28 protein-coding genes and 1 other annotated feature are annotated in these 23,328 nt (G+C 35.9%); of the genes, 16 read left to right on the top strand and 12 right to left on the bottom strand.

The genetic code is table 11. The features are described 5' to 3' along the window. Positions 1 to 6: 6 nt before the first annotated feature. Genes dltB through C564_RS0101460 form a run of 3 tightly spaced genes read right to left on the bottom strand, consistent with a single transcriptional unit; the run spans position 7 to position 2,843 of the window. Complete coding sequence (gene dltB, locus C564_RS0101450) at positions 7 to 1,173, bottom strand: D-alanyl-lipoteichoic acid biosynthesis protein DltB (protein ID WP_018764189.1); 1,167 nt, start codon at positions 1,171 to 1,173, stop codon at positions 7 to 9. Beyond that, a complete protein-coding gene (gene dltA / locus C564_RS0101455; protein ID WP_003196128.1) occupies positions 1,170 to 2,684 on the bottom strand; it encodes a D-alanine--poly(phosphoribitol) ligase subunit DltA in 1,515 nt (504 codons plus the stop codon). Before dltA ends, dltB begins: the two co-directional genes overlap by 4 nt. A gap of 12 nt (positions 2,685 to 2,696) precedes the next feature. Further along, positions 2,697 to 2,843: a teichoic acid D-Ala incorporation-associated protein DltX gene (locus C564_RS0101460; RefSeq protein ID WP_003206349.1), complete on the bottom strand. Its 147-nt coding sequence runs from the start codon at positions 2,841 to 2,843 to the stop codon at positions 2,697 to 2,699. A gap of 314 nt (positions 2,844 to 3,157) precedes the next feature. On the opposite strand from C564_RS0101460, the gene C564_RS0101465 reads away from it, so the two are divergent. The 5 genes from C564_RS0101465 (at position 3,158) to C564_RS36625 (ending at position 6,229) form a co-directional block, all read left to right on the top strand. Beyond that, positions 3,158 to 4,336, top strand: a complete 1,179-nt coding sequence (locus tag C564_RS0101465; RefSeq protein ID WP_018764190.1) for a M20 metallopeptidase family protein — start codon at positions 3,158 to 3,160, stop codon at positions 4,334 to 4,336. A gap of 245 nt (positions 4,337 to 4,581) precedes the next feature. Beyond that, entirely contained in the window at positions 4,582 to 4,734 is a 153-nt protein-coding gene (locus tag C564_RS36620) for a hypothetical protein (RefSeq protein ID WP_018764191.1), read from the top strand. Then, positions 4,727 to 5,173, top strand: coding sequence for a flavodoxin (locus C564_RS0101475; protein WP_016113977.1), 447 nt, complete (start codon positions 4,727 to 4,729; stop codon positions 5,171 to 5,173). Before C564_RS36620 ends, C564_RS0101475 begins: the two co-directional genes overlap by 8 nt. A 23-nt stretch (positions 5,174 to 5,196) precedes the next feature. Continuing rightward, complete coding sequence (locus C564_RS0101480) at positions 5,197 to 5,970, top strand: hypothetical protein (RefSeq protein ID WP_018764192.1); 774 nt, start codon at positions 5,197 to 5,199, stop codon at positions 5,968 to 5,970. 97 nt (positions 5,971 to 6,067) lie between these two features. Beyond that, positions 6,068 to 6,229, top strand: a complete 162-nt coding sequence (locus C564_RS36625; RefSeq protein WP_016113979.1) for a hypothetical protein — start codon at positions 6,068 to 6,070, stop codon at positions 6,227 to 6,229. Here C564_RS36625 and C564_RS0101490 read toward each other — a convergent pair. The 4 genes from C564_RS0101490 to C564_RS0101505 all read right to left on the bottom strand — a co-directional run bounded on the left by C564_RS0101490 (position 6,226) and on the right by C564_RS0101505 (position 9,138). Then, entirely contained in the window at positions 6,226 to 7,134 is a 909-nt protein-coding gene (locus C564_RS0101490) for an aminoglycoside phosphotransferase family protein (protein WP_018764193.1), read from the bottom strand. The genes C564_RS36625 and C564_RS0101490 overlap by 4 nt on opposite strands. Before the next feature lie 229 nt (positions 7,135 to 7,363). After that, the gene (locus C564_RS36630; RefSeq protein WP_003196135.1) at positions 7,364 to 7,513 is read right to left on the bottom strand and encodes a hypothetical protein; all 150 of its coding nucleotides are present in this window, start codon (positions 7,511 to 7,513) and stop codon (positions 7,364 to 7,366) included. Positions 7,514 to 7,531: 18 nt separating this feature from the next. Further along, positions 7,532 to 7,705: a hypothetical protein gene (locus tag C564_RS0101500; RefSeq protein WP_003196136.1), complete on the bottom strand. Its 174-nt coding sequence runs from the start codon at positions 7,703 to 7,705 to the stop codon at positions 7,532 to 7,534. 74 nt (positions 7,706 to 7,779) lie between these two features. After that, entirely contained in the window at positions 7,780 to 9,138 is a 1,359-nt protein-coding gene (locus C564_RS0101505) for an MATE family efflux transporter (RefSeq protein WP_018764194.1), read from the bottom strand. Positions 9,139 to 9,331: 193 nt separating this feature from the next. Between C564_RS0101505 and bacA the strand changes: the two genes are divergently transcribed. Next, complete coding sequence (bacA, locus tag C564_RS0101510) at positions 9,332 to 10,126, top strand: undecaprenyl-diphosphate phosphatase (protein ID WP_003196138.1); 795 nt, start codon at positions 9,332 to 9,334, stop codon at positions 10,124 to 10,126. Positions 10,127 to 10,154: 28 nt separating this feature from the next. Here bacA and C564_RS0101515 read toward each other — a convergent pair whose 3' ends face one another. Further along, positions 10,155 to 10,709, bottom strand: a complete 555-nt coding sequence (locus tag C564_RS0101515) for a thioredoxin family protein (protein WP_006094137.1) — start codon at positions 10,707 to 10,709, stop codon at positions 10,155 to 10,157. 67 nt (positions 10,710 to 10,776) lie between these two features. After that, positions 10,777 to 11,220 carry a YrvL family regulatory protein gene (locus C564_RS0101520; protein ID WP_006094138.1) on the bottom strand — a complete coding sequence of 148 codons (444 nt, stop codon included), beginning with the start codon at positions 11,218 to 11,220 and terminating at the stop codon, positions 10,777 to 10,779. Between the two features lie 508 nt (positions 11,221 to 11,728). On the opposite strand from C564_RS0101520, the gene C564_RS0101530 reads away from it, so the two are divergent. From C564_RS0101530 to C564_RS0101540, 3 genes are all read left to right on the top strand, one after another. Next, positions 11,729 to 12,148 (top strand): MarR family winged helix-turn-helix transcriptional regulator, encoded by a 420-nt coding sequence (locus tag C564_RS0101530; RefSeq protein WP_018764196.1) that lies wholly within the window; start codon positions 11,729 to 11,731, stop codon positions 12,146 to 12,148. A gap of 172 nt (positions 12,149 to 12,320) precedes the next feature. Then, a complete protein-coding gene (locus tag C564_RS0101535) occupies positions 12,321 to 12,476 on the top strand; it encodes a hypothetical protein (protein WP_016113985.1) in 156 nt (51 codons plus the stop codon). A gap of 715 nt (positions 12,477 to 13,191) precedes the next feature. Further along, positions 13,192 to 14,535 carry a TrkH family potassium uptake protein gene (locus tag C564_RS0101540; RefSeq protein ID WP_006094139.1) on the top strand — a complete coding sequence of 448 codons (1,344 nt, stop codon included), beginning with the start codon at positions 13,192 to 13,194 and terminating at the stop codon, positions 14,533 to 14,535. Positions 14,536 to 14,568: 33 nt separating this feature from the next. Here C564_RS0101540 and C564_RS0101545 read toward each other — a convergent pair whose 3' ends face one another. Beyond that, positions 14,569 to 14,931: an imidazole glycerol phosphate synthase gene (locus tag C564_RS0101545; protein ID WP_081621439.1), complete on the bottom strand. Its 363-nt coding sequence runs from the start codon at positions 14,929 to 14,931 to the stop codon at positions 14,569 to 14,571. 355 nt (positions 14,932 to 15,286) lie between these two features. On the opposite strand from C564_RS0101545, the gene ytfJ reads away from it, so the two are divergent. Beyond that, on the top strand, positions 15,287 to 15,688 hold the full coding sequence (gene ytfJ / locus C564_RS0101550) for a GerW family sporulation protein (RefSeq protein WP_018764198.1): 402 nt from the start codon (positions 15,287 to 15,289) through the stop codon (positions 15,686 to 15,688). Positions 15,689 to 15,803: 115 nt separating this feature from the next. Beyond that, positions 15,804 to 15,893: a hypothetical protein gene (locus C564_RS31660; RefSeq protein WP_016113989.1), complete on the top strand. Its 90-nt coding sequence runs from the start codon at positions 15,804 to 15,806 to the stop codon at positions 15,891 to 15,893. A gap of 351 nt (positions 15,894 to 16,244) precedes the next feature. Here the strand turns inward: C564_RS31660 and C564_RS0101560 are convergent, their stop codons facing one another. Together C564_RS0101560 and C564_RS0101565 are read right to left on the bottom strand one after the other, a co-directional pair. Beyond that, positions 16,245 to 16,484 (bottom strand): YkuS family protein, encoded by a 240-nt coding sequence (locus C564_RS0101560; protein WP_003196153.1) that lies wholly within the window; start codon positions 16,482 to 16,484, stop codon positions 16,245 to 16,247. A gap of 193 nt (positions 16,485 to 16,677) precedes the next feature. Next, a complete protein-coding gene (locus tag C564_RS0101565) occupies positions 16,678 to 16,917 on the bottom strand; it encodes a DUF3911 family protein (protein WP_016113990.1) in 240 nt (79 codons plus the stop codon). A 413-nt stretch (positions 16,918 to 17,330) separates the two neighbouring features. Here C564_RS0101565 and ilvE point away from each other — a divergent pair, with 413 nt between their 5' ends. The 5 genes from ilvE to C564_RS0101590 all read left to right on the top strand — a co-directional run bounded on the left by ilvE (position 17,331) and on the right by C564_RS0101590 (position 23,315). Further along, positions 17,331 to 18,227 (top strand): branched-chain-amino-acid transaminase, encoded by an 897-nt coding sequence (ilvE, locus tag C564_RS0101570; RefSeq protein ID WP_003196156.1) that lies wholly within the window; start codon positions 17,331 to 17,333, stop codon positions 18,225 to 18,227. Positions 18,228 to 18,243: 16 nt separating this feature from the next. Continuing rightward, positions 18,244 to 18,472, top strand: a binding site (T-box leader). Positions 18,473 to 18,545: 73 nt separating this feature from the next. Next, entirely contained in the window at positions 18,546 to 20,246 is a 1,701-nt protein-coding gene (gene ilvB, locus C564_RS0101575) for an acetolactate synthase large subunit (protein ID WP_018764199.1), read from the top strand. Further along, positions 20,243 to 20,755 carry an acetolactate synthase small subunit gene (ilvN, locus tag C564_RS0101580; protein ID WP_018764200.1) on the top strand — a complete coding sequence of 171 codons (513 nt, stop codon included), beginning with the start codon at positions 20,243 to 20,245 and terminating at the stop codon, positions 20,753 to 20,755. The genes ilvB and ilvN overlap by 4 nt, the downstream gene beginning before the upstream one ends. 27 nt (positions 20,756 to 20,782) lie before the next feature. After that, the gene (gene ilvC / locus C564_RS0101585; protein ID WP_018764201.1) at positions 20,783 to 21,793 is read left to right on the top strand and encodes a ketol-acid reductoisomerase; all 1,011 of its coding nucleotides are present in this window, start codon (positions 20,783 to 20,785) and stop codon (positions 21,791 to 21,793) included. A gap of 1 nt (position 21,794) precedes the next feature. Beyond that, complete coding sequence (locus tag C564_RS0101590; protein ID WP_018764202.1) at positions 21,795 to 23,315, top strand: 2-isopropylmalate synthase; 1,521 nt, start codon at positions 21,795 to 21,797, stop codon at positions 23,313 to 23,315. Positions 23,316 to 23,328: the final 13 nt, after the last annotated feature.

Below are 23,328 nucleotides of genomic sequence, written 5' to 3' on the forward strand. Positions count from 1 at the left end.
TATTCATTAAAAGTATCTGTTAAGGTGACCAGAGAAGATTAGGAAACCGAAACATACGAAATGGAACGTAATCACTACTGCAAGAACATGCATGAATTTATTGTTTGGCCAAAATTTATGTTTCTTGTTTTTTCGTTCGAAAATATCAAACGCAATAAACAAAACAGTATGGTAAAGGCCGTAAATAATGTACTGGTAAACATGTTCACCTAGAATATGCCAAACGCCCATAATGAAAAAGTTTAAAAATGCACCGATATATGAAATCGTGTAGCGATTTTTAAGTAGCTTTTTCTTTGTTGCGAAAAAGACAAAGCGCATATAAATAAAATCACGGAACCAGAATGATAAGGTCATGTGCCAACGGTTCCAGAAATCTTTAATGTTACGACTAATAAATGGTTTATTAAAGTTTTCTGGTGTTTTAATACCCATCATATAACTGACACCAATTACGAATGCACTATAACCTGCGAAGTCGAAGAATAGGTATAAACTGTAACTATACATATAAATCGCATTAGAGAAAATGGTATCTTGATTTGCAAATACTGCATCAACAAAATGCTTCTGCAATAAATAAGCGATAATAAACTTATACAGGAAACCTTGGAAAATACGATTAATACCTGTATAGAGTAACTTTTGATATTCTTCAGCACTTGGTGGCTTTTGAATATCTTTTTGGAACCTACGATAACGATCAATAGGTCCAGTCGAGATAGCTGGGAAGAACAGAACAAATTCCCAGAAATTAAAGAATGAGAATTCTTTAATTAAACCGTCACGAATCTCAAATACCATTTGTACTGCTCTGAATGTTACATAAGACATACCAGCAAATACAATGAATTTTAATTCATGTACAAATGGTGCGATTTTTGCCAGAATTAGTGGCAAAATCGATAAAATAACAGCCATGTAAAACATGGACGTATTATTATTTTGTTTTCTTAATAATAAATAGCCTTTAATAAGGATGTATTGCCAAATGATAAATGCTGCTAACATCATTGCTTGCTTCGGTTTGTCAGAGAAAATAAGTGCAAGCATTACTAACGTTAGAACGGCATTATATTTACGCAACATTTTACCTTTTAATCCAGCTATGATAGTAGGTATTAATAAAATGCCCACTATAGCGAAAAAATAAAATGATCCATATGCGGTCATGCTGTAACCTCACTCAATAATTTTTTGCGATCTACCTTTCCATTTGGTGTCATTGGAATAGAAGATTGATACATGAATTTACGTGGAATCATGTAGTTTGGTAATCGCTCATTGAGTTCTTTTTTGATTGCAGATGTCAATTTGAATTCTTTTTCAAATGAATGCTCTCCAGGAACAACAACCGCTAATAAATAATCGTATTTTTCACCTTTTTTAATTGGAACAACAACTGCTCCTTCTACGTAAGAACATGCGCGAAGGTGATGTTCGATTTCTTCTAATTCCATTCGATAACCATGAAGCTTAATTTGGAAATCAAGACGACCATTATAGAATAGAAGACCATTTTCTACATAGCCAGCATCACCTGTTTTGTAGGCGCGCTCACCATCAATCATTGTGAATACTTTTTCTGTTAATTCAGGGCTTCCTAAATAACCAACGCTTACGCTTGGACCAACAATTACGATTTCACCTTTTTCACCATCTGGTGCAATCGTGCCATCTTCTTTCATAATAAGAAGGCGACAGTCTGATTTACAGTAGCCAACAGGAAGAGATTTATATTTATCAACAACCTCTTGTGTAACGTGAATGCCTGTTACAGCAACAGTAGCTTCTGTAGGACCGTACGTATTCATAATTGCTGCTTTCGGGAAGCGCTCAATTAATTTTCTAGCTACTTCATTTGGTAATACTTCACCGCAGAATAAGAATGTTTTCAAGTTTGGTAGCATACTTTCAGAGAAAGAAGCTTCCATTAAACACATTTCTGCGAAAGATGGTGTGGAAGTCCATACTTGAATATCCGATTGCTCTAAAGAAGCAAACAAGTCTTTTGGACGTGCAATCATATCTTTATCGATTGCCCAAAGTGTACCACCTGTTACTAACGATGGGTAAATGTCCATTACAGATAAATCGAATGAGAACGGTGCTTGGTTTAAGAATACTTGTCCTGTTTGTAAGTTGAAATCTTGGGCAGCCCATTTTGTAAAGCTAACAAGACAATTATAAGTAATCTGCACACCTTTCGGGTTACCTGTGCTCCCTGATGTGTAAATAATGTAGAAGTTCTCATCATCTTTTACCGCATGCTCAGGGTTTGGCGTTTGCCCTTTATGAGTAAAGAAAATGTCTTTTAAGTTGTCTTCACATACGATGCGAACTGGTAAGCCAGTTACAGCAACTTCTACCGGAGATAGAAGTAACTTCGCACCAGAACTTTCAGCAATACGTAGTACACGATCAGCTGGAATAGATAAATCTACAGGAATGTAAGCATGTCCAGCTTTCACACACCCTAAAAAGTTGATGATCATTTCAGGTTGCATATGGCCATAAACCATAATTGGTGAACGATCATCTGGATACTCAGAAGAAATCCAGTGCGCCAATGCATCAGAATCTTCCTTTAATTGTTTGTACGTAATTTTCGCATCTCGCCAAACGAAAGCGGTTTGATCAGGAGTTTCAACTGCCCACTTTTCGATTTGTTCTAATAACTTCATAACGCTCCCACCCTAAAATTCATTGTAAATAAATGTGCTTGTGTTTGTATCATGGAAACCATACAACCAAAGCAAAGCAAATAAAATTGCAAGGTAATAAAAAGTTTTTGCAAACCATTGTGTGAGTGGTCGAGACCATATCTCTTTTAATCTTTCCATGTCTTTCCCTCTCTTATGAAATAGTAACTATATGTAGGTATCATGTCCTACATCATTGTGAAAAAAACGAAATTCCACATTTTAGGTAAAATTTAGACAAAAAGGCTCTTTTTTGATAGTAGCACTAAATACAAAAAAAGAAAATCCCTAACTTAGCAATTATATTACATTCTATATGAATTTGTAATGGATTTGTCTTTTTTTAATGAGTTGTGAGTGTATAAATCGATTTTTTGAAAATGAAAATCTTACAAGGAAATTAAATAATCACAGTGAAATAAGAAATGTGAAGAATGAAAAGGAGGTTGTCAGGAATGGAGGGTTTGAAAAAGGTATGGCAGACATATGTGTCAGAGGAAAATATTATAAAGTGGCGGAGACATTTTCACCAATTTCCTGAACTATCATTCCACGAGGAAAAAACTTCACAATTTATATATGATACATTATGTTCATTTTCAGCTTTTGAGGTGACAAGACCGACGCGGTATAGTGTGATGGCAAAGAAAAAAGGAAAGAAGGCAGGCAAAGTAATAGCAATTCGTGCAGATATGGATGCCCTGCCAATTCAGGAAGAAACGTCTAAACCATATGCATCAGTTATTTCAGGGGTTATGCATGCATGTGGGCATGATGCACATACCGCTATTTTATTAGGTACAGCAGAAGCGATAGCAAATAAGAATGAGGATTGGGAAGGAGAAATTCGCCTTTTATTTCAACATGCTGAAGAAGTGTATCCTGGTGGTGGACAGGAAATGGTGAGAGCTGGTGTGATGGATGGTGTGGATTATATTATCGGCCTACATGTAATGTCTGGATTAGAAACGGGGAAGGTTGGAGTTGTATATGGGCCTATGATGGCTGCTCCCGATGTATTTACGATTGAAGTAAAAGGAAGAGGTGGCCATGCTGCTAGGCCGGAAGAAACTGTAGATCCGATAGCAGTTGGTGCGCAAATCATTACGAACTTACAACATATTGTATCTAGAAATACAGGCGCTTTTATGCAAAGAGTTGTTTCCATAACACAATTTCACGGGGGAACAGCAGATAATATTATTCCTGATACAGCATATTTAATGGGAACAGTCCGGTCCTTTGATCAAAAACTAAGGAAAGAATCGGAAGAGATGATTGAACAAATTGCTAAGGGGATTGCAGAGGCACATGGTGCAGCGTATACGTATACATATCGCTATGGATATGACCCGGTTATCAATGATACGTTTATTACAAAAATAGTAGAAGAAAGTGCGGTAGAGTTGTTTGGAAAGGAGCGAATTGTAAAGCTAGCTCCTTCGATGGGAGGGGAAGATTTCTCGGCATATTTAAGAAAAGCGCCAGGCTGTTTTATTAAATTAGGAACTGGAAATGAGAAAATCAAAACTTGTTATCCTCATCATCATCCAAAGTTTGATGTGGATGAATCAGCTTTAATTAATGGGGCAGAGTTATTTTTACAGGCGACAATGAATTTACTAAAAGCTTAAAAGAGTACAAAAAAAGGCAACTGCGCTTATCGCAGTTGCTTCTATTTCTTTCCGTTAGAGAGGGCTGAGAAAGAACTATGCTCATTTATAGTATATGAATAGCTGGCGGACAAGCTTGTACCTTTTCATTATTTTTTAAAAAATAGTTATTGACTTTGATAATCATTTTCATTTAATCTGAAAGTATAGTTGAAATTGATAATTGTTATCAATATATTCACAAGTGCAGAATGGATGAGGGAGAGATGAAAAAGATATTTCGCCTTGGGCAAAGGGAAATTAAAAATAAAGATATAAAATGGCAACGGCGTGAAATTCGTGCTGAATATGTAGAGGAGAAGAAAGGAAACAAGGAAGAAGAAGCGATACATAATCAAGGGAGAGATTCAGTTGAATAAATTTGTAATGATTTTTGCAAGTATGAGTGGAAATACAGAGGAGATGGCTGATCATATAGCTGGAGCGATTCGTGAAACAGGAAATGATATTGAAGTGATTGACATTATGACGACGCCAGAAGCTTCTATATTAGAAGAATATGATGGGATTATTTTAGGAGCGTATACGTGGGGAGATGGTGAGCTTCCTGATGATTTCTTAGATTTTTATGACGAAATGGAAGAAATTCATTTAGCAGGTAAAAAAGCAGCAGTATTTGGATCTTGTGATTCTGCTTATCCGAAATACGGGGCAGCTGTTGATATCTTAATAGAAAAGTTACAAGAGCGCGGTGCTGAAGTTGTAATGGAAGGGCTAAAAGTAGAACTAACGCCAGAAGATGAAGATGTAGAGAAATGTCTTCAGTTTGGTGCTGAATTTGTAAAACACCTTTCTTAATGGTGAGAGGGAGATGAAGATGGGTGCAGGGGAAAATATCAATTAAAACGATGACAGATTATCATTTATATGATTTTATGCGTTGTCCACATAAGTTTTATTTTCGCCATATAAAAAGAAGAGAACCTTCTTCGTTTGAATGGCAACAAATGGTTCAATCGATTGTAAATCAAATTATTATTGACTATTACACATCACCTGTAGAAAAACAAACAACAATGCTGTTGTTAAAACGATTAGAGAAACATTGGGATAAAGTGCGTATTGGAATGTTCGCGTCTAAAGCAGAATATTATATTGTTCTTGCAAAGTTAACGGACCATCTAATACAGTTTGTGAAAAATGATGCGGGTAAAACACCACCTTTATTTTTATATGAGAAGTTACAAACATATATGGACGAGTTAGGTGTGCACATTTCATTAACGTTTGAAGTGGGTGAATGGTCTACACAATCGTTTGTAATTAAAAAGTATGTTGTTGATGCAAATGAAGAAATGCTTGCTCTTTTTCAAAAGCTTACGGCAGTGTTTAGCTACAAAGTTTTTGGGATTCTTCCCGAAAGAATTGAAGTTGTTAATTTAATAGAAGGAACTAGGTATGAATCTGTTCCAAAAGAGCAAGATATTATGGATGGAATGAACGATTTATATAGAATGAAAGAAATGTTACAGCAACCAGAATATTACAAAGAACGTACATTTTGTTCTGAATGTATTGGATGTGCTTTTCGTAATGAATGCAAAGTAGACGAGATGCAAGATGCATTGATAGCGAAGAATACTATACTACATTAAGGGGTGCAAATTTGCATCTCTTTTTGGTATTGACATGAAAAGCTTTTCATCATTTACGGTATATACGTAGGGGAACTTATGATGGGAGGAATACCTAATGGGAAATGGAGTGAAAGTATTTCAATGGTTAAAAGAACAACAGGCTCCTTTTTGGGTCCAATTGCAAATTTTGCAGGCGTTTCAAATGTATAAATTAATTGTAGAAATGGATAAAAAATTAATGATATACGAGGAAAAGAAGAATAGGGAAAGAAGTTAACTCCTTCCCTGAAGTATAGTTTGTAAATGTTTTCGATTCTTCTGTATCTCCTGTTCGTTAGTTGTTTCAAAGTTATAAACAAGGTTATGGAGTAATGGACTATACTGATAAAATTGAATGACACGCTTAAAGAAAGATAAATCATGATGGGGAGTGAGAGTACAGTACCGTTTATATATGGCATTTGTAAATTCACTACCAAAAATGTTATATAATCCAGCGAAGTCAAAGGCAGGATCTCCAATTTGAGCATCACCAAAATCGATAATACCAGCAATGCTTCTTTTCTCCCCATCAAATAAAATGTGATGATGTGTAAAGTCAGCGTGGATCATTGTTTTTTGGAAATCAGATGCATACATATGTTCAAAAAAATCCTCGAATAAACAATCAAAAGCTTTTTTTTCTAACAATGTAAGTGTGCAAGCAAGATGAACGTGTAATTTCGTTTGAATCTGTCGCCAATATGAGATAGGTTTCGCAGTATCAAATCCCCATTTTACAGCATGTTCTATTGGGATGGTATGTAAAGAAGCGAGAAAGATAGCAAGCTGCGAGATAACTGTTTCACGTTCTTTTACAGTTAATCTTTCTATTGTTTGTACTGTTAATGGTTCCCCATGAATGAGTTTATAATAACTACAAAATGGAATTAAATCTAATTCATTTTTATATAAGATGTGGTATTTTGGGACCTTTATCTCTTGTGACGATTGAGAAAGTATTTCGCATAGTTCTTTTTCGCGAGGTATTCGTTTTGCATACTGGGATTTACGTGGAAAACGGAAGAGCCATTCATTGTTAATGATAATGGCTACATTATCCCAGCCATTATCGTTTTGTTCATAAGAGTGTATAGGAATATTGGGTAGTGATTGCTGGATATCTCGCATATAAGATGTCATATGATTCTCTCCTTTTTTGTGGATATATGCATTAATATTATCAGAATTTTTAAACTCTGTGATAAAATGGAATAAATATATCGAAAAAAGAGAGGGACATAATGTTTAAATGAAATGCAGTTAAGTTATAGAATGAAGATTATAAAAGAAGATAATACGTTTAAAATTGCGAAGCAACGGCAACGTGTAGAATAAAAATGTCCCCGAAAAGTGGGGACATTTTTTGTATTCACAGGTTCTCGTTTTGTTGCCCAATTTCTTTTTTTGCAATTTCTAGATTGCCTTGTTCGACTTGTTTATGCACATTTATAGAATCACCAGCATAACCTTTTTGTGTTTTTACAACTCTTTTAGAAAAGAGTGAGGATTGTTTAGTCATAATATAGTTCCCTTCCCATTAAAAGTAGACGAAAATGATGAGTACAAGTAATATTGTCCCGAAAATACCAATCCCAACTAAAAAGGAAGTATTTTTATATTGAGTCGGTTTATGAATATCTTGCCTGTATCCAGGTGAGATTTCAGGAGCAAACTCTTCATCGTAGGGCTGCTGTTTTTTCTTTTCATCCATAGATTTACACCTTTCTTTTTTATTATGTTACACGTTTAAAGAGGAACTATGCATGATGAAAAAAGCCGCTATGATTAGCGACTCTTTTGTGATGTATATTTACGTTGTACTTGCAAGAGACGAACGAGCAGAAAGGTAGCTCCAAATGCTAGCCCTATAATAAGACCAATCCAATAACCTTTAGCTGCCCAAGAAGTATAGGTTGCTAATATATAACCTAGAGGTAGACCAATGATCCAGTAGGCAATAAGTGTCATAATCAAGGTAACATTCACATCTTTATAACCACGGAGTGCACCTTGCACTGGAGTAGCAATTGCATCGGAAATTTGAAATAAAATCGCAAAAATGAGAAACTCTTTTGCTAAATCATGAACAGCAATATCTGTTGTATAAATAGATGCAATTTGATCGTCAAAGAAAAAGAGTAAGATAGAATATAACAAGGCAAAAGCAAGTGCCAAACCAATTCCAATAAAACTGTATTGTTTTGCGTTTTCACAGCGATTTGCTCCAACTTCAAAACCAACTGCAATTGTCATAGCCATTGCTAAACTTAAAGGTGTCATATATAAAAGGGAAGCAAAGTTCATTGCTGCTTGATGTGCAGCGATTGTTGTTGTGCTAAAATTACTCATCATGAGTGTTACGGCAGCGAAAATACTCGTTTCAAAAAAGATGGCAAATCCGATAGGTACTCCAAGTTTTAATAATTCTTTCCAGCTTGAAATAGAAAGTCGGTATAAGCGCCTGAAGATACCAAAAGATGTAAACGGTTCTTTCGTACGGATAATAATAATCGTAATAAATAAAATGCACCAATATGTTGCGGTAGAAGCAATTGCTGCACCAACGCCTCCTAGTTTCGGAAAGCCGAAATGACCGAAAATAAATACATAGTTTAAAATGACGTTAATAGGTAAGGAAAGTAATGTAATAATCATTGTTGTACGTGTTTTTCCTAATGCATCAATAAACCCACGTAATACAGTATAGACAAATAAAGGAATGATACCAATTGCAATAATGCTTAAAAATTGAGAAGCAATGTGTTCGACCTGTTCTTCTAAATGCATGCCTTTTAGAATTGGTGAAACGGCAAAGAAACCAATGAGAATAACAAGTAAACTAACTCCGATTGCCAAATACACGGCTTGTATCACGATATGAGGAACATCCTCTTTTTGTTTTGAGCCAACAAGTTGAGCGATAATAGGCGTGGTAGCCATTAAGATTCCTGTTAATCCCGTACTAATCGGAATCCATATACTTGTTCCAATTGCGACCCCTGCTAAGTCAGTAGCACTTGCATGCCCTGACATTGTTGTATCAAAAAAACTCATTGCAAATAAAGACATTTGCGTTACAAAAATCGGGAAAAATAGTAATACAAATTGTTTTATTTTTTGTGAAAATGAATTGGTTTCTTTCATAAAAGCTCCTTTCTATGTAGGACCAAACTCTTTCTATCATACAATTTAATAAGAAAATAGAAAAGAAATACACATATGTGAATGTATTGTTATATTTTGAAAGAATGAAAAAAGAGATGCACTTTGAAATTGGATAAGGTATTATGATAAGGTGTGAAAAAAGTATATATAAGGTATTAAGGAGGCACTACTCGTGGCTGATTGGTTAATTGGTTTAATCATGGGAGCTGTTGAAGGATTAACGGAATTTTTACCGGTTTCATCAACGGGACATATGATTTTAACAGGGCATTTAATTGGATTTGATGATGATAGAGCAAAAGTATTTGAAGTTGTCATCCAATTGGGATCGATTTTAGCGGTTGTCGTTGTATTTTGGAAACGTTTATGGTCATTAGTTGGGATTGGCAAGGTAACACAAGGACCATCTTTAAATTTATTACATATCATTATCGGTATGATTCCAGCAGGAGTACTTGGTGTTTTATTCCATAGTAAAATTAAAGAAGTTTTATTTGGACCAGGCCCCGTTGTTATCAGTTTAATCGTTGGTGGTATTTTAATGATTGTTGCTGAGAAATTTTCAAGACCAAGTACAGCGAAAACATTGGACGAGATTACGTATAAACAAGCATTCACAATTGGAATGTTCCAATGTTTAGCACTGTGGCCAGGATTTTCACGTTCTGGATCTACAATCAGTGGTGGATTATTAGCTCGTGTATCTCATACAGCCGCTGCTGAATATACATTTATTTTAGCGGTACCAATGATGGTTGCAGCATCAGGGTTAGATTTAATTAAAAGCTGGGACGTATTAAGTTCAGCAGATATCACATTATTTGCAACTGGTTTTATTACGGCTTTCCTTGTAGCAATGCTTGCGATTGTTTCATTCTTAAAATTATTAGCTCGTGTAAAGTTAACACCATTTGCTTATTATCGTTTTATTTTAGCTGCGGTGTTCTATTATTTCTTCATTATGTAATAAAAAAACTGCCATTTGGCAGTTTTTTTTATTTTACTATTTTTTCAATCATATTTTCCATCGCATGTTCCCAAAGTGAAGTGTCGTCAGCTAATGTAGCACGGAAATTAGCATACATGTCTTTCTGTTTTTCTTCAAATTGTGGATCATCTTTTTCAGGTAATGTAGCACGCATAGAAGTTACTAATTCTTGCACTTTTGGAGCACGTGGTCCCCAAACCGCCTGTTCTTTTCCATCCTTATCAATAAAAATAAAGATTGGAATGGCACGGGCTGTTCCATTTGTTAAATATTGATCCATTAACTCTAAATTTTCATCACGGATGAGTAATCTCATTTCAATATTGGAAACTTCGCAAATACGTTTCATAACAGGTACGCAAAGAAGAGCGTCTCCGCACCAATCAGCGGATAGTACAATAACACGCCAACCGTCGTTTTGACGTTCTTCTAAAACAGGAAGCAATTCGTTCGGAATTAAAAAGTTATTATAAATATGTAGTAATTCATACTGGTTCACAGTCATGTTATTTACGTATGTATCAAAGGACATACCTTTATCAGCCCATTGTTGTAATGTCATATGTAACACCTCTTTAGTATATTTTTGTTTTTATTGTATCAATTTTTATCGTGAAATGCTTGTAATCTTACTCTTTCTTTTTGTTATCAGTAGACCATAATTTATCCAAGATAAAAAAGAAAAGGACAATAAGTAATTCAGCTTTATTGGAGATCGTTATACTTTCTATCCAATCATCTGCAGTATGAATAACGAGCCAATCAAGCGAGATTTCTATGAGGGAAAGCAGTAAAAAGGATAGCCATTTTGACATGTGCGTGAGCAGAGGGGTTAAAAGTACTTTGAAAAATAAAATCAAGAAACTACTAATTCCATCTAGTATAAGGGCTAATAAAAAAAAGAGAAGCAGTGCAGTTCGTGATGTATATTCTACACCAATGAGGCGAAAAACTCCGACATACATAAAGAAAATGAGTGCAAAAGCAATAATTATAAGAAGGGTAATACTACTAATAACAATCGTTTTATCTTTTCCACTTAGATCTGAAAACTTTTCTTCGTCTGGATTCATGATATACCCCCAAAAAGTTCATCTTATAAAGTGAAACTTTAATCAGTAGGGGGCTTCATCCCCCACTGATTATTAGCCCTCATCAATCGAGTTTTGCCCCCACCTAACTTCTTTGCTCTCGCTGAATTTTGAGGTGGGGGTCTGACTGCCCGTTAATGCGGGATAAAAGGAAAAAAATTCATATTTTATTATATCATGAATACTTGATGGGAAGTGAAAACAAAAAAGGTGCGACGAATCGCACCCTTTTTGTGGCTGATTTGAGTTTCAGCATGTTAGAAAAGCAACCTGTATCATTTATTTCCAAATAGATAATAAATGATACGTGCTCTAGTGAATAACGGAGATTTTTTACTATTGGGTTTTGTTTTGGGAGTGTATCTATCAAATAAGTGAATACATTATGAGTGATTGTATGGGAAAAAAAGATGACAAAATGTAAAATATAAGGTAATATAATTCATAATGTTTTTATTTAACTATATGAAATAAAAGGGAGATGTAAACGGTGTCTCATAATCGCGAACAATTAGTGGAGGATCTATCTGCAAATGTTTTTGCTATGTTTCGTTCATTGCGGAATGATATGGGGAAAATTTTTGGAGATTACATACCATGGAATGAATTTCTCGTGCTCCGTATATTAAATCGTAATGAAAAAGAGATGGTTTCTCGCGTAGCAAATGAACTACATGTATCAAACAGTCATATTACAGCTGTTACAGAAAAGCTAATTAATAAAGGTTTTGTAACGCGTTCACGTTCTACATCTGATCGTCGTGTTGTATATTTGGAAATTACGGAACGAGGAAAAGAGTTAGTTGCAAAAATGGAATTGGCAAAAAAACAGTATTTAAAAGAAAGGTTTTCGGCCCTATCTGAAGAAGAAATGCATCTAATGATATCTATTTCGAAAAAACTTATATAGAAAAAAAGCCAGATGAACTATGGCTAATCGAGAATCCTTCCTTGTTTTAGGGAGGTTTTTTTATTCATACTAAAATGAAAAATTGAAATTTGTTACATAGAAGAATGCGATGTGTATGATTGGGATAGGAAAGACATACTAACAATGATGGAAGATGAAAGGAGGAAGAAAGATGACGAATCGCAACGGGAGTCAAGGAAGTGGAAATCAAGGTTCACCAAAAACGGGGCAGTTTCAACAAGAGTTTAGTTCGGAGTTTATAACTGGTAATGATAATAAGGGAAAAGAATATCGTTCGAACAAAGGAAGTAAGTCAAAAAAGGAGTGAATAGATTCACTCCTTTTTTGTTAGGAAATTTGAATTGTATTTTAAGATAAAAAAATAGACCATCTTGTTAATACAAGATGGTCATGGAAGGGGACAATTTATGTCAATTTTAATTAGGGATGGAAAGCTGTTCGAGACACTGGGGAATGTCTCATTATTAGGGAGGAACAGCTTCGATAGATATAATATAAAAGATAGATGTGACCTCAATGTGAACTTGAAGTGAAAGGTATGGGGATTTTAAAAATTTCCCTCTTTTTAAATAATAGAGGGAAGGTAGAACATAGTTAGAGGTCCCATAGTCTAATGAATAGTGGATAAAAAATAGACCATCTCGTTAATACAAGATGGCCATGGAAGGGAATAATTTATGTCAATTTTAATTAGGGATGGAAAGCTGTTCGAGACACTGGGGAATGTCTCATTATTAGGGAGGAACAGCTTCGATAGATATAATATAAAAGATAGGTGTGACTTGAATGTGAATTCGAAGTGAAAGGTATGGGAATTTTTCAGTTGAAATCTATGGAAAAAAGGATTATGCTCAACTATATTATGAGAGTATAAAGATTTATCCAAAATAATGAGTTTGCTCTAAAAGTATGAGGAATTGAAAAAAGTTAGGTGGAAAATTACTTTCCGTAAGATTTGGTCTGGTCAAAACGAACGATTAGCGTATGGAAAGAGGTTTTACTTTATTAAGGGAGTTAGTGATATGGAAGCAACAAAAAAACAAGGATTTTATAATCGTTTTATACGATTAAGTCCGCCGCAAATTTTAGCAATGGGCTTTTTTTGTTTAATTGTTGTCGGGGGAATGTTATTGAAATTACCATTCGCGACAAAAGAATCAATTAGTTGGGTAGATGCGTTTTTTACAGCAACCTCGGCAGCGACAGTAACCGGTTTAGGAGTTGTAGATACTGCTAGTACTTTTACAATGTTTGGTCAAATTATCATTATGTTGTTAATTCAGACAGGTGGTCTTGGATTAATGACAATCGCAATTTTAATTGTATGGGTGTTAGGGAAAAAAATTGGTTTACGTCATCGATTATTAATTGGAGAAGCGTTTAACCAAACGAATATTGGTGGTCTTGTAAAATTAGTGAAGCGTGTCTTTATTTTTTCTATTTGTATTGAGTTAGTAGGAGTTGTTTTTTTATCCATTCGATTTATCCCGGAATTTGGTTTCGGCAAAGGTTTATATTATAGTATTTTTCATGTTATCGCCTCTTATAATAATGCGGGATTTGCACTATGGCCAGATAATTTAACAAGATATGTAGGAGATCCTATTATTAATATTGGAATTTGTTCTTTAATTGTTATAGGTGGTTTAGGTTTTACGGTGTTAATTGATATATGGTATAGCCGTAGTTTTCAGAAACTATCACTTCATTCGAAAATTATGATTGTTGGAACAGTAGCGCTTAATGTTATTGCGATGATTGTGATTTTTATATTGGAGTATAATAATGTGAAAACATTAGGATCACTATCTTTAGGTGAAAAGATATGGGCTTCATTTTTCCAGGGGATTACACCGCGTACAGCAGGATTTAATACGGTTGATTATGGAGGAATGGAAGAATCATCAATATTGTTTACGATGATTTTAATGTTTATCGGTGCAGGAAGTGTGTCGACAGGTGGCGGAATTAAGTTAACAACATTTGTTATTTTAATTACATCGGTTATTTCCTTTTTTAGAAAGAAGGAAGACTTTGTTTTATTTCATCGTACAATCAAAATGTCAACGGTAACGAGAGCGTTAGCGATTGTAGTTGCCAGTCAAATTCTTATTTTTACAGCAGTATTTTTATTAATGCTTACAGAAAACTTTAGTTTTATTCAACTTTTATTCGAAACAATTTCAGCGTTTGGTACAGTGGGGTTATCAATGGGAATTACGGCTAAGTTATCTGTAATTGGAAAATGTATCATTATGTTTGTTATGTTTTGTGGGTTAATTGGTCCGTTAACGCTTGTATTTTCTCTAGCGCGACCAGCTAAACAAAAAATTCGATACCCATCAGAAGATGTTTTCACAGGATAAGGTATCTCGCAAAGCGCGAGATACCTTTTTTCTTTAAAAAAGTGAGAACAATAAACCGATGATTGCGGCGCGGAATAACAGAGCAACAATTGCAGCAATGCCGCCCACAATAGCAGCGATGCCACCGGTTACAGTAGCTCCACGATTATAGGCATAAATACCTAGTAAAACAGAAACAAGTCCGAAGAGTGTAGGAAATGTAAAGAGTGATAATACAGCAAGAGCAAGAGCGATAAACCCTGCTGTGGATCCTGCTGTTTTTGATTTTACATCGTCTTTATCGTTATGGTTGATACGCTGAGGAGCAACCTCTGCTGCGTACTCTTCTTTATAGTCCCCTTCTTCGGTTCTATGTTGTTCATTAATTTTATCAGTCAACGTAATGTCTCCTTTCATAGCAAGGTTCATTAGTAGTATGTATATCTTTTTCTTTTTTATCCGGCAAGAAATAGATAGGCATATCATTACTTGATTTCGCTATTTGCAGGAGGTAACACTCCCACCTCAAAATTCAGTGAAAGCACAGGAGTTAGGTGAGAGATAAACTGCCCGTAAAAGTCTGATTAGTGAGGGCTGATTAAATTTTCACTTTATCAGACTAAAGTGAAGGATATGTATATTGTTTTTAGATTCTAAGCTGAAGAAAGCTGATAATGGAACAGTGTTTTTTCATGAATTGTAAAACTTGGTATGGGTTCCTCTATTTTGGAAAGTATAAAAAAGAATTAAGAGGAAAAAGGTGGTTTAAATGATGGAACATCCAATTGAAAACTTAATGAAAACGGCAATGACAAATTTAAAAGAGATGGTCGATGTAAATACAATTGTCGGAAGCCCTGTTTCAACAGCGGACGGAAAGGTTGTTTTAACTGTTTCAAAAGTTGCCTTTGGTTTTGGCGCAGGGGGAAGCGATTTTAAAGGGGAAACGTCTGTAGGGAAAAGTTTGGCAGGACAAGGACAACAAAAAGAGGCGAAACAAGGGCATCCGTTTGGAGGTGGAAGTGGTGCAGGAGTTTCAATTGATCCTGTTGCGTTTTTAGTAGTAGGATCTAGTGGTGTACAAGTGTTACATTTACATAGTGGCACACACTTGATTGAAAAGGCTTTGAGTACAGTTCCAAGTACTATAGATAAGTTTGTAAACGGTCGTTAAAAAGTAAACTTGCATTTTTTAGGAATTATGATATATTAGAAAAAGTGTGTTCAGAAACGACAAATATAATTGGAATGTAAATATATATGATTTATGAAATAAGGGAGAGGTAGTTATGATTAACATCAAGAATTTTGCTGTCGGCTTATGTATGTTAGTAAGCGGATTTGTTGTGTATGTAGTAAAAGAAAAGGCTCCATTCTAAAACAGACAGATTGTGATGTCTGTTTTTAATTTGTTAAAATAAATATTGACGAATTTATTTTTAAGTGTTATGATTATATTTCGTGTCTCGGTTACAGCTAGTATATATTGGATATTTCTTGTAAATGCAATATGAAAAATTTGCGAAAGATCGGGTAATTTTACCAACAACTTTTGTGAATAGACCCAAAAAGTTGTATTTGTAAGCTTATACACATGCTAGTGTATCAGGAGCGGTCAGAGGAACCGTGTTGATGAGAGAGAGGTAGGGCTTTCATCCAGTATATGTTACTTTCCCGTTTAGGTGAATATAAAAAAAGAAGTCTCCTTGTTATAAGGAGGCTTCTTTTTTTTATAAACTACTTTCAATTCGTTGACAAATTTCATCGGTTGTTAAGCCACTTGCTTCAATAACGGGCCCTTTTATTACTGCATTACTAATTCCCATTACATTAGAATCTTGTCCAGTTACGACGCAACAATCGCACCCTTGCACGTCATTTTCAGAACGTAGTGAAATTACTTCATGTCCTTGTTGTTCTAAAGCTTGTTGAACATCGGTTAAAGAATTTTCAACACCAATTTTCGCCATACTCTTCACCTCCTACCATCTAGTAATATGCTCCATTTTTTAGGAAATATTTATGTTTTTAAGGAAAATATGGTAGAAATGTTGATGTATTTAATATTTACGAACAGGGAAATCCCCCTCCTAAAACAAAGAGGTGGGGGATAGCTGCTCAGAAAAGCCCGATTAGAGAGGGGAAGAAAAAATATGTAATGTATTAGTCGTTATATACACCTGTGAGCATTTGACTTACAAACTGATCATTTAATTGATCTTGAGCAGATTCATCATTTGATTGAATGTCAATTGAGGCAGTGAAGTTGTTATTCTGTTCTTCATTTGGAGATACCTCTACGTAATTGTTAAATTTGCACAAACCTTTCGTATCCATTAAATCAAATAGTTGTAACATTTCTACTACCTCTTGTCTCGTTCCTTTAATTTGTACACATGCCATATTATTTTCCTCCTTCATTTGACAATTTGTTTTTTAAAATAGGATTATGAAAGCTGCATGAAAAATATGATTGTTATTTTTATACAATGTTATTTTGCTTATTTTCCTCCTTTTCAATCAAAAGTCGTTTTTATTCCCGAATATATGAAATCGGACGTTCGTTTATTGAATACAATAGATTCGCATCATTTGACAAAACTCCTTCTTTTAAGCAAATATTTTTTAGGATGAAAAATGGCGAAAAAAATTTTTGACATTTTGTAAACGTTAACAATGTTGATAAATCAATATAAACAAGGATATATATATAAATTAAAAATTATAAATTTTCTAAAAATTGTCTTGATTTATTTAAAAAGGAGAGTAAACTAGGAAACAATAAAAAATTCATAGAACATAGGGGGCGCTTTTAAGTGAATGAGCAATGGATTTTCTTAAATGGAGAATTTGTTCCAAAAGACGAAGCAAAAGTTTCAGTATATGATCATGGTTATTTATATGGCGATGGAGTGTTTGAAGGGATTCGTGTCTACAGTGGCAATGTCTTCAGGCTCAAAGAACATCTTATTCGTTTATACGAGTCAGCAAAATCCATTATGTTGGAAATTCCATATACGTTAGAAGAAGTGACAGATATTGTTGTTGAAACGATTCGTCAAAATAAGTTATCTAACGGATACATTCGTTTAGTTGTATCACGAGGTGCTGGGAATCTTGGGCTAGATCCTGATTCTTGTTCGAAACCTAATGTAGTTGTAATTGCGGAACAGTTATCTTTATTTCCGTCGGAATATTACGAAAAAGGTATACCGGTTGTGACAGTTGCCACACGTCGTAATCGCCCAGACGTATTAACACCACAAGTAAAGTCTTTAAACTATTTAAATAATATTTTAGTTCGAATTGAAGCGAAGCTTGCTGGTGTGCAAGAAGCACTTATGTTAAATGAACAAGGTTATGTTGCAGAAGGGTCTGGCGATAATGTGTTCATTGTAAAAGGAAATAAATTAATTACACCACCAAGTTCTGCAGGGGCATTAGAAGGCATTACAAGAAACGCTATTTTGGAAATTGGAGAAAAGCTTGGATATGACGTAAGAGAAGAATTATTTACAAGACACGATGTATATGTAGCTGATGAGGTATTTTTAACAGGAACTGCAGCTGAAGTTATTGCAGTTACGACAGTTGATGGAAGAACGATTGGGCTTGGGAAAACGGGTCCACATACAAATCGTTTATTAGAAGAGTTTCGTAAATTAGTTGTAGAAGATGGAGAGAAAATTTACGAAGAAAATAAAGTTGGATGATAACTCATTATAAAGTTGTAAAGCGTTGATAGGGAGGAGTAGTTGATTGTGAAGCCTCACAGAGAGTCGGTGGTTGCTGGAAACCGATGGTTCACGTTGACGAACATCGCCCTTGAGTGCTAAACTGAAGCATTTGCCTAGGTTTAGACGGTAGCTCCGTTATTAGCTAGACTCATCCCCGAGTCACTGAGGCAAGAAGTATTCTTGCGAAGAAGGGTGGTACCGCGAAATCTTTCGTCCCTTCAGCACATAGCTGGAGTGTGGACGTAGGATTTTTTTATTGTAAAAAAACAATTTTAAAGGAGGTTCGTAAGAGCAATGTCTTCAAAAACGGAAGAAAAGATGGCAACTGGTGCACAGCTGTTGTTAGAAGCGTTAGGAAAGGAAGATGTAGAAGTTATTTTTGGTTATCCAGGAGGTGCTGTATTGCCGCTCTATGATGCAATTTATGATTGCGAAATTCCTCATATTTTAACAAGACATGAGCAAGGAGCGATTCATGCAGCAGAAGGGTACGCGCGAATTACAGGAAAACCTGGCGTTGTCATTGCAACAAGTGGTCCAGGTGCGACAAATGTGATTACTGGTCTTGCAGATGCAATGATTGATTCTTTACCGCTTGTTGTTTTTACAGGTCAAGTAGCTACAACGTTGATTGGAAGTGACGCTTTTCAAGAAGCGGACATTATGGGACTTACGATGCCGGTAACAAAACATAATTATCAAGTGCGCAAGGCATCAGATTTACCAAGAATTATTAAAGAGGCATTTCATATTGCGAAAACGGGTCGACCAGGACCGGTCGTTATCGATCTTCCTAAAAATATGGTAGTAGAAAAAGGTGAGCGATGTAGTAACGTGCAAATGGATTTACCGGGATATCAACCAAATTATGAGGCGAATCCATTGCAAATCAACAAATTATTACAAGCGATTGATACTGCTGAAAAACCGTTGATTTTAGCCGGAGCAGGTGTACTTCATGCGAAAGCTGCAAAAGAATTAACAGATTTTGCACGAATGTATCGTATACCTGTTGTTCATACACTTCTTGGACTAGGTGGATTTCCGCCAAATGATAAATTATTTCTTGGAATGGGAGGAATGCATGGTTCTTATACAGCGAATATGGCTTTGTATGAGTGTGATTTACTCATAAATATCGGAGCAAGATTCGACGATCGTCTTACAGGAAATTTAGAGTACTTTGCTAAAGAGGCTACAGTTGCACATATCGATATTGATCCAGCAGAGATTGGAAAAAACGTTCCTACAGAAATTCCGATTGTGGCTAGCGCGAAACATGCTTTGGAGGCACTGCTCTCCTGTAAAAGAGGAAAAGAAAATCATAGTGTATGGCTATCGCTTTTAAAAAGCAGAAAAGAACAATATCCATTTTTCTATGATCAAGATTCTGAAGTGATTAAACCACAATCAGCAATTGATATGTTGTATGAAATTACAAAAGGAAAAGCAATTGTCACGACGGATGTTGGTCAGCATCAAATGTGGGCTGCTCAATATTATCCACTTGAAGATCCAGATAAGTGGGTAACATCAGGAGGGCTTGGCACAATGGGATTTGGATTTCCAGCTGCCATTGGTGCACAAATTGCCAGACCAAAAGAATTAGTTGTAGCGATTGTTGGTGATGCGGGTTTTCAAATGACATTACAAGAACTTAGTGTATTGAAAGAACATTCCTTACCGGTTAAAGTTTTGATTTTAAATAATGAAGCTTTAGGGATGGTAAGACAGTGGCAAGACGAATTTTATAATCAAAGATATTCTCACTCGTTGCTCTCTTGTCAACCGGATTTCGTAGCGCTTGCCCATGCATACGGCATAAAAGGGGTGCGAATTGAAAATCCGTTACTTGCGAAGGGACAGTTGCAAGAAGCGATTGATTTGCAAGAGCCTGTTGTAATTGATTGCAGGGTACTACAGTCTGAAAAAGTTATGCCGATGGTTGCTCCTGGAAAAGGAGTTCATCAAATGGAGGGGGTGAAGGGACAGTGAAAAGGGTTGTTACGGCGACAGTTCGAAATCAAAGTGGGGTTCTGAATCGGATTACGGGTGTTATGACCAGGAGGCATTTTAATATTGAAAGTATTTCGGTTGGACATACAGAGTCGTCTGATATTTCAAGGATGACATTTGTTGTTCATGTTGAAAACGAGCAACAAGTGGAGCAACTGATCAAGCAACTTCATAAACAAATTGATGTGTTAAAAGTATCTGATATAACAGAAGAAGCAATGATTGCAAGAGAGTTGGCTCTTATTAAAGTAGCGACAACAAGTGTATCGAGAGCAGAATTATATAGTTTAATTGAACCATTCCGAGCCGCTGTAATAGACGTTGGGAAGGATTCCATCGTCGTACAAGTAACGGGTACACAAGAAAAAGTAGAAGCTCTTATAGAGCTAATGCGTCCATATGGTTTAAAAGAAATTGCAAGAACAGGTGTTACTGCATTTACGCGGAGTATGAAAAAACAAGATAAACAAATTATGTTAATTCATTAATCATTTTAATATAGGGGGAGAAAGAATATGGCAAAAGTTTATTATGAGAAAGATATAGCGGTAAATTTATTAAAGGGCAAGAAAATAGCGATTGTTGGATATGGATCACAAGGTCACGCTCATGCACAAAACTTACGTGATAATGGTTTTGAAGTAGTAGTTGGACTTCGGAAAGGAAAGTCATGGGAAAAGGCGAAAGAGGATGGTTTTTCTGTATATTCAGTGGCAGAAGCTGCAAAATCTGCGGATGTAGTAATGATTCTTTTGCCTGATGAACTACAGCCAGAAGTGTATGAAACAGAAATTGAACCGAATTTACAAGCTGGAAATGCACTTGTGTTTGCTCATGGATTTAACGTTCATTTTAATCAAGTTACACCACCAGAAGATGTAGACGTATTTCTAGTAGCACCAAAAGGACCTGGACATTTAGTACGTCGGACTTTTGCTGAAGGCGGAGCGGTTCCAGCGTTATTTGCTGTATATCAAGACGCAACAGGAACAGCCACTGAAAAAGCATTATCCTATGCAGATGGAATTGGAGCAACAAGGGCTGGAGTATTAGAAACTACATTTAAAGAAGAAACAGAAACGGATCTATTTGGAGAACAAGCTGTACTTTGCGGAGGTGTTACTGCACTTGTAAAGGCGGGATTTGAAACATTAGTAGATGCTGGTTATCAGCCGGAACTTGCCTATTTTGAATGCTTACATGAACTAAAGCTCATTGTTGATCTTATGTATGAAGGCGGACTTGAAAATATGAGATATTCCGTTTCTGATACAGCACAGTGGGGAGATTTTGTATCAGGACCACGCGTTGTAACAGAACATACGAAGAAAGCGATGGATGAAGTGTTAAAAGAAATTCAAGATGGCACATTTGCAAGAGGGTGGATTGCAGAGCATAAAGCAGGAAGACCGCATTTCCATGCAACGAATGCTAAGGAAAATGAACATCAAATTGAAGTTGTTGGGCGTAAATTACGTGAAATGATGCCGTTTGTACAACCGAAAGTAAAGGCGGGGGTTAAATAATATGAAACAGATTTTGTTCATGGATACGACGCTTCGTGATGGCGAACAATCACCCGGAGTCAATTTAAATGAACAAGAAAAGTTACAGATTGCCAGGCAGTTAGAAAAACTCCGGATTAATGTGATGGAAGCAGGATTTGCAGCAGCTTCTGAAGGTGATTTTCGCTCAGTAAAACGAATTGCGGAAACGATTCGAAATGCTTCCGTTATGAGTCTAGCAAGGGCGAAGGAAAGTGATATTCAGAGAGCGTATGAAGCATTGAAAGGTGCAGCATCTCCGCGGTTACACGTCTTTTTGGCAACGAGTGATATTCATATGAAATATAAGCTTTGTATGTCAAAGGAGGATGTATTAGATAGTATTCATCGCTCTGTAACTTTAGGGAAATCCTTATTTCCTACAGTGCAATTTTCGGCAGAAGATGCAACGAGAACGGCTCGCCCTTTTTTAGCAGAAGCTGTGGAAGTTGCGATTCGAGCTGGAGCGGATGTTGTTAATATTCCGGATACAGTAGGTTATACAAATCCAGAAGAATATTATTCTCTTTTTAAATATTTACAAGAATATGTTCCTTCTTATGAAAAAACTATTTTCTCTTGTCATTGTCATGATGATCTTGGTATGGCAGTAGCAAATTCATTGGCAGCCATTGAAGGTGGGGCACTGCAAATAGAAGGGACGATGAATGGGATTGGAGAGCGTGCAGGTAATGCTGCTTTAGAAGAAGTAGCAGTTGCTTTGCACATTAGAAAAGACTATTATGAAGCCGAGTCTTCTATAACACTAAAAGAGATTAAAGCAACAAGTACATTAGTAAGTCGGTTAACGGGTATGGTAGTTCCAAAAAATAAGGCGATTGTTGGAGCGAATGCATTTGCGCATGAATCAGGTATTCATCAAGATGGTGTATTAAAAGAAGTAACGACATATGAAATTATTGAGCCAGAACTAATTGGAGAAGCACAAAATTTATTTGTACTTGGAAAACATTCTGGTCGCCACGCTTTTACTGAAAAAATGAAAGAACTCGGTTATGAGTTTACGGAAGAAGAGCGAGATATAGCATTTAGTGCATTTAAGAGATTAGCAGATCGTAAAAAAGAGGTTACAGAAGAAGATTTACGTGCATTAGTACTAGGAGAAACAGCATTTTCAACACAGCAGTATAACATTAAACAATTACAAGTGCATTTTGTATCCAACAGTACACAATGTGCAACAGTTGCACTGGAGGATGAGGCAGGTAATGTGTACGAAGATGCAGCAACAGGAGCAGGTAGTATTGAAGCGATTTATAATGCAATTCAAAGAATTCTAGGACTTGAGTGTGGGTTAGCCGATTATCGCATTCAATCCATTACACAGGGACAGGATGCACTTGCTCATGTTCATGTTGAATTGAAAGAAGGAACACATCAAGTTGCAGGTTTTGGTGTTGCGCAAGACGTGTTAGAAGCATCAGCTAGAGCCTATGTACATGCAGCGGGAAAACTAAAGGCTTTGTTATTCCTTGCAAAGTAATGTTTCGATAAGT

It is taken from the genome of Bacillus sp. 105MF (genome assembly GCF_000374885.1).
GTDB lineage: Bacteria > Bacillota > Bacilli > Bacillales > Bacillaceae_G > Bacillus_A > Bacillus_A pseudomycoides.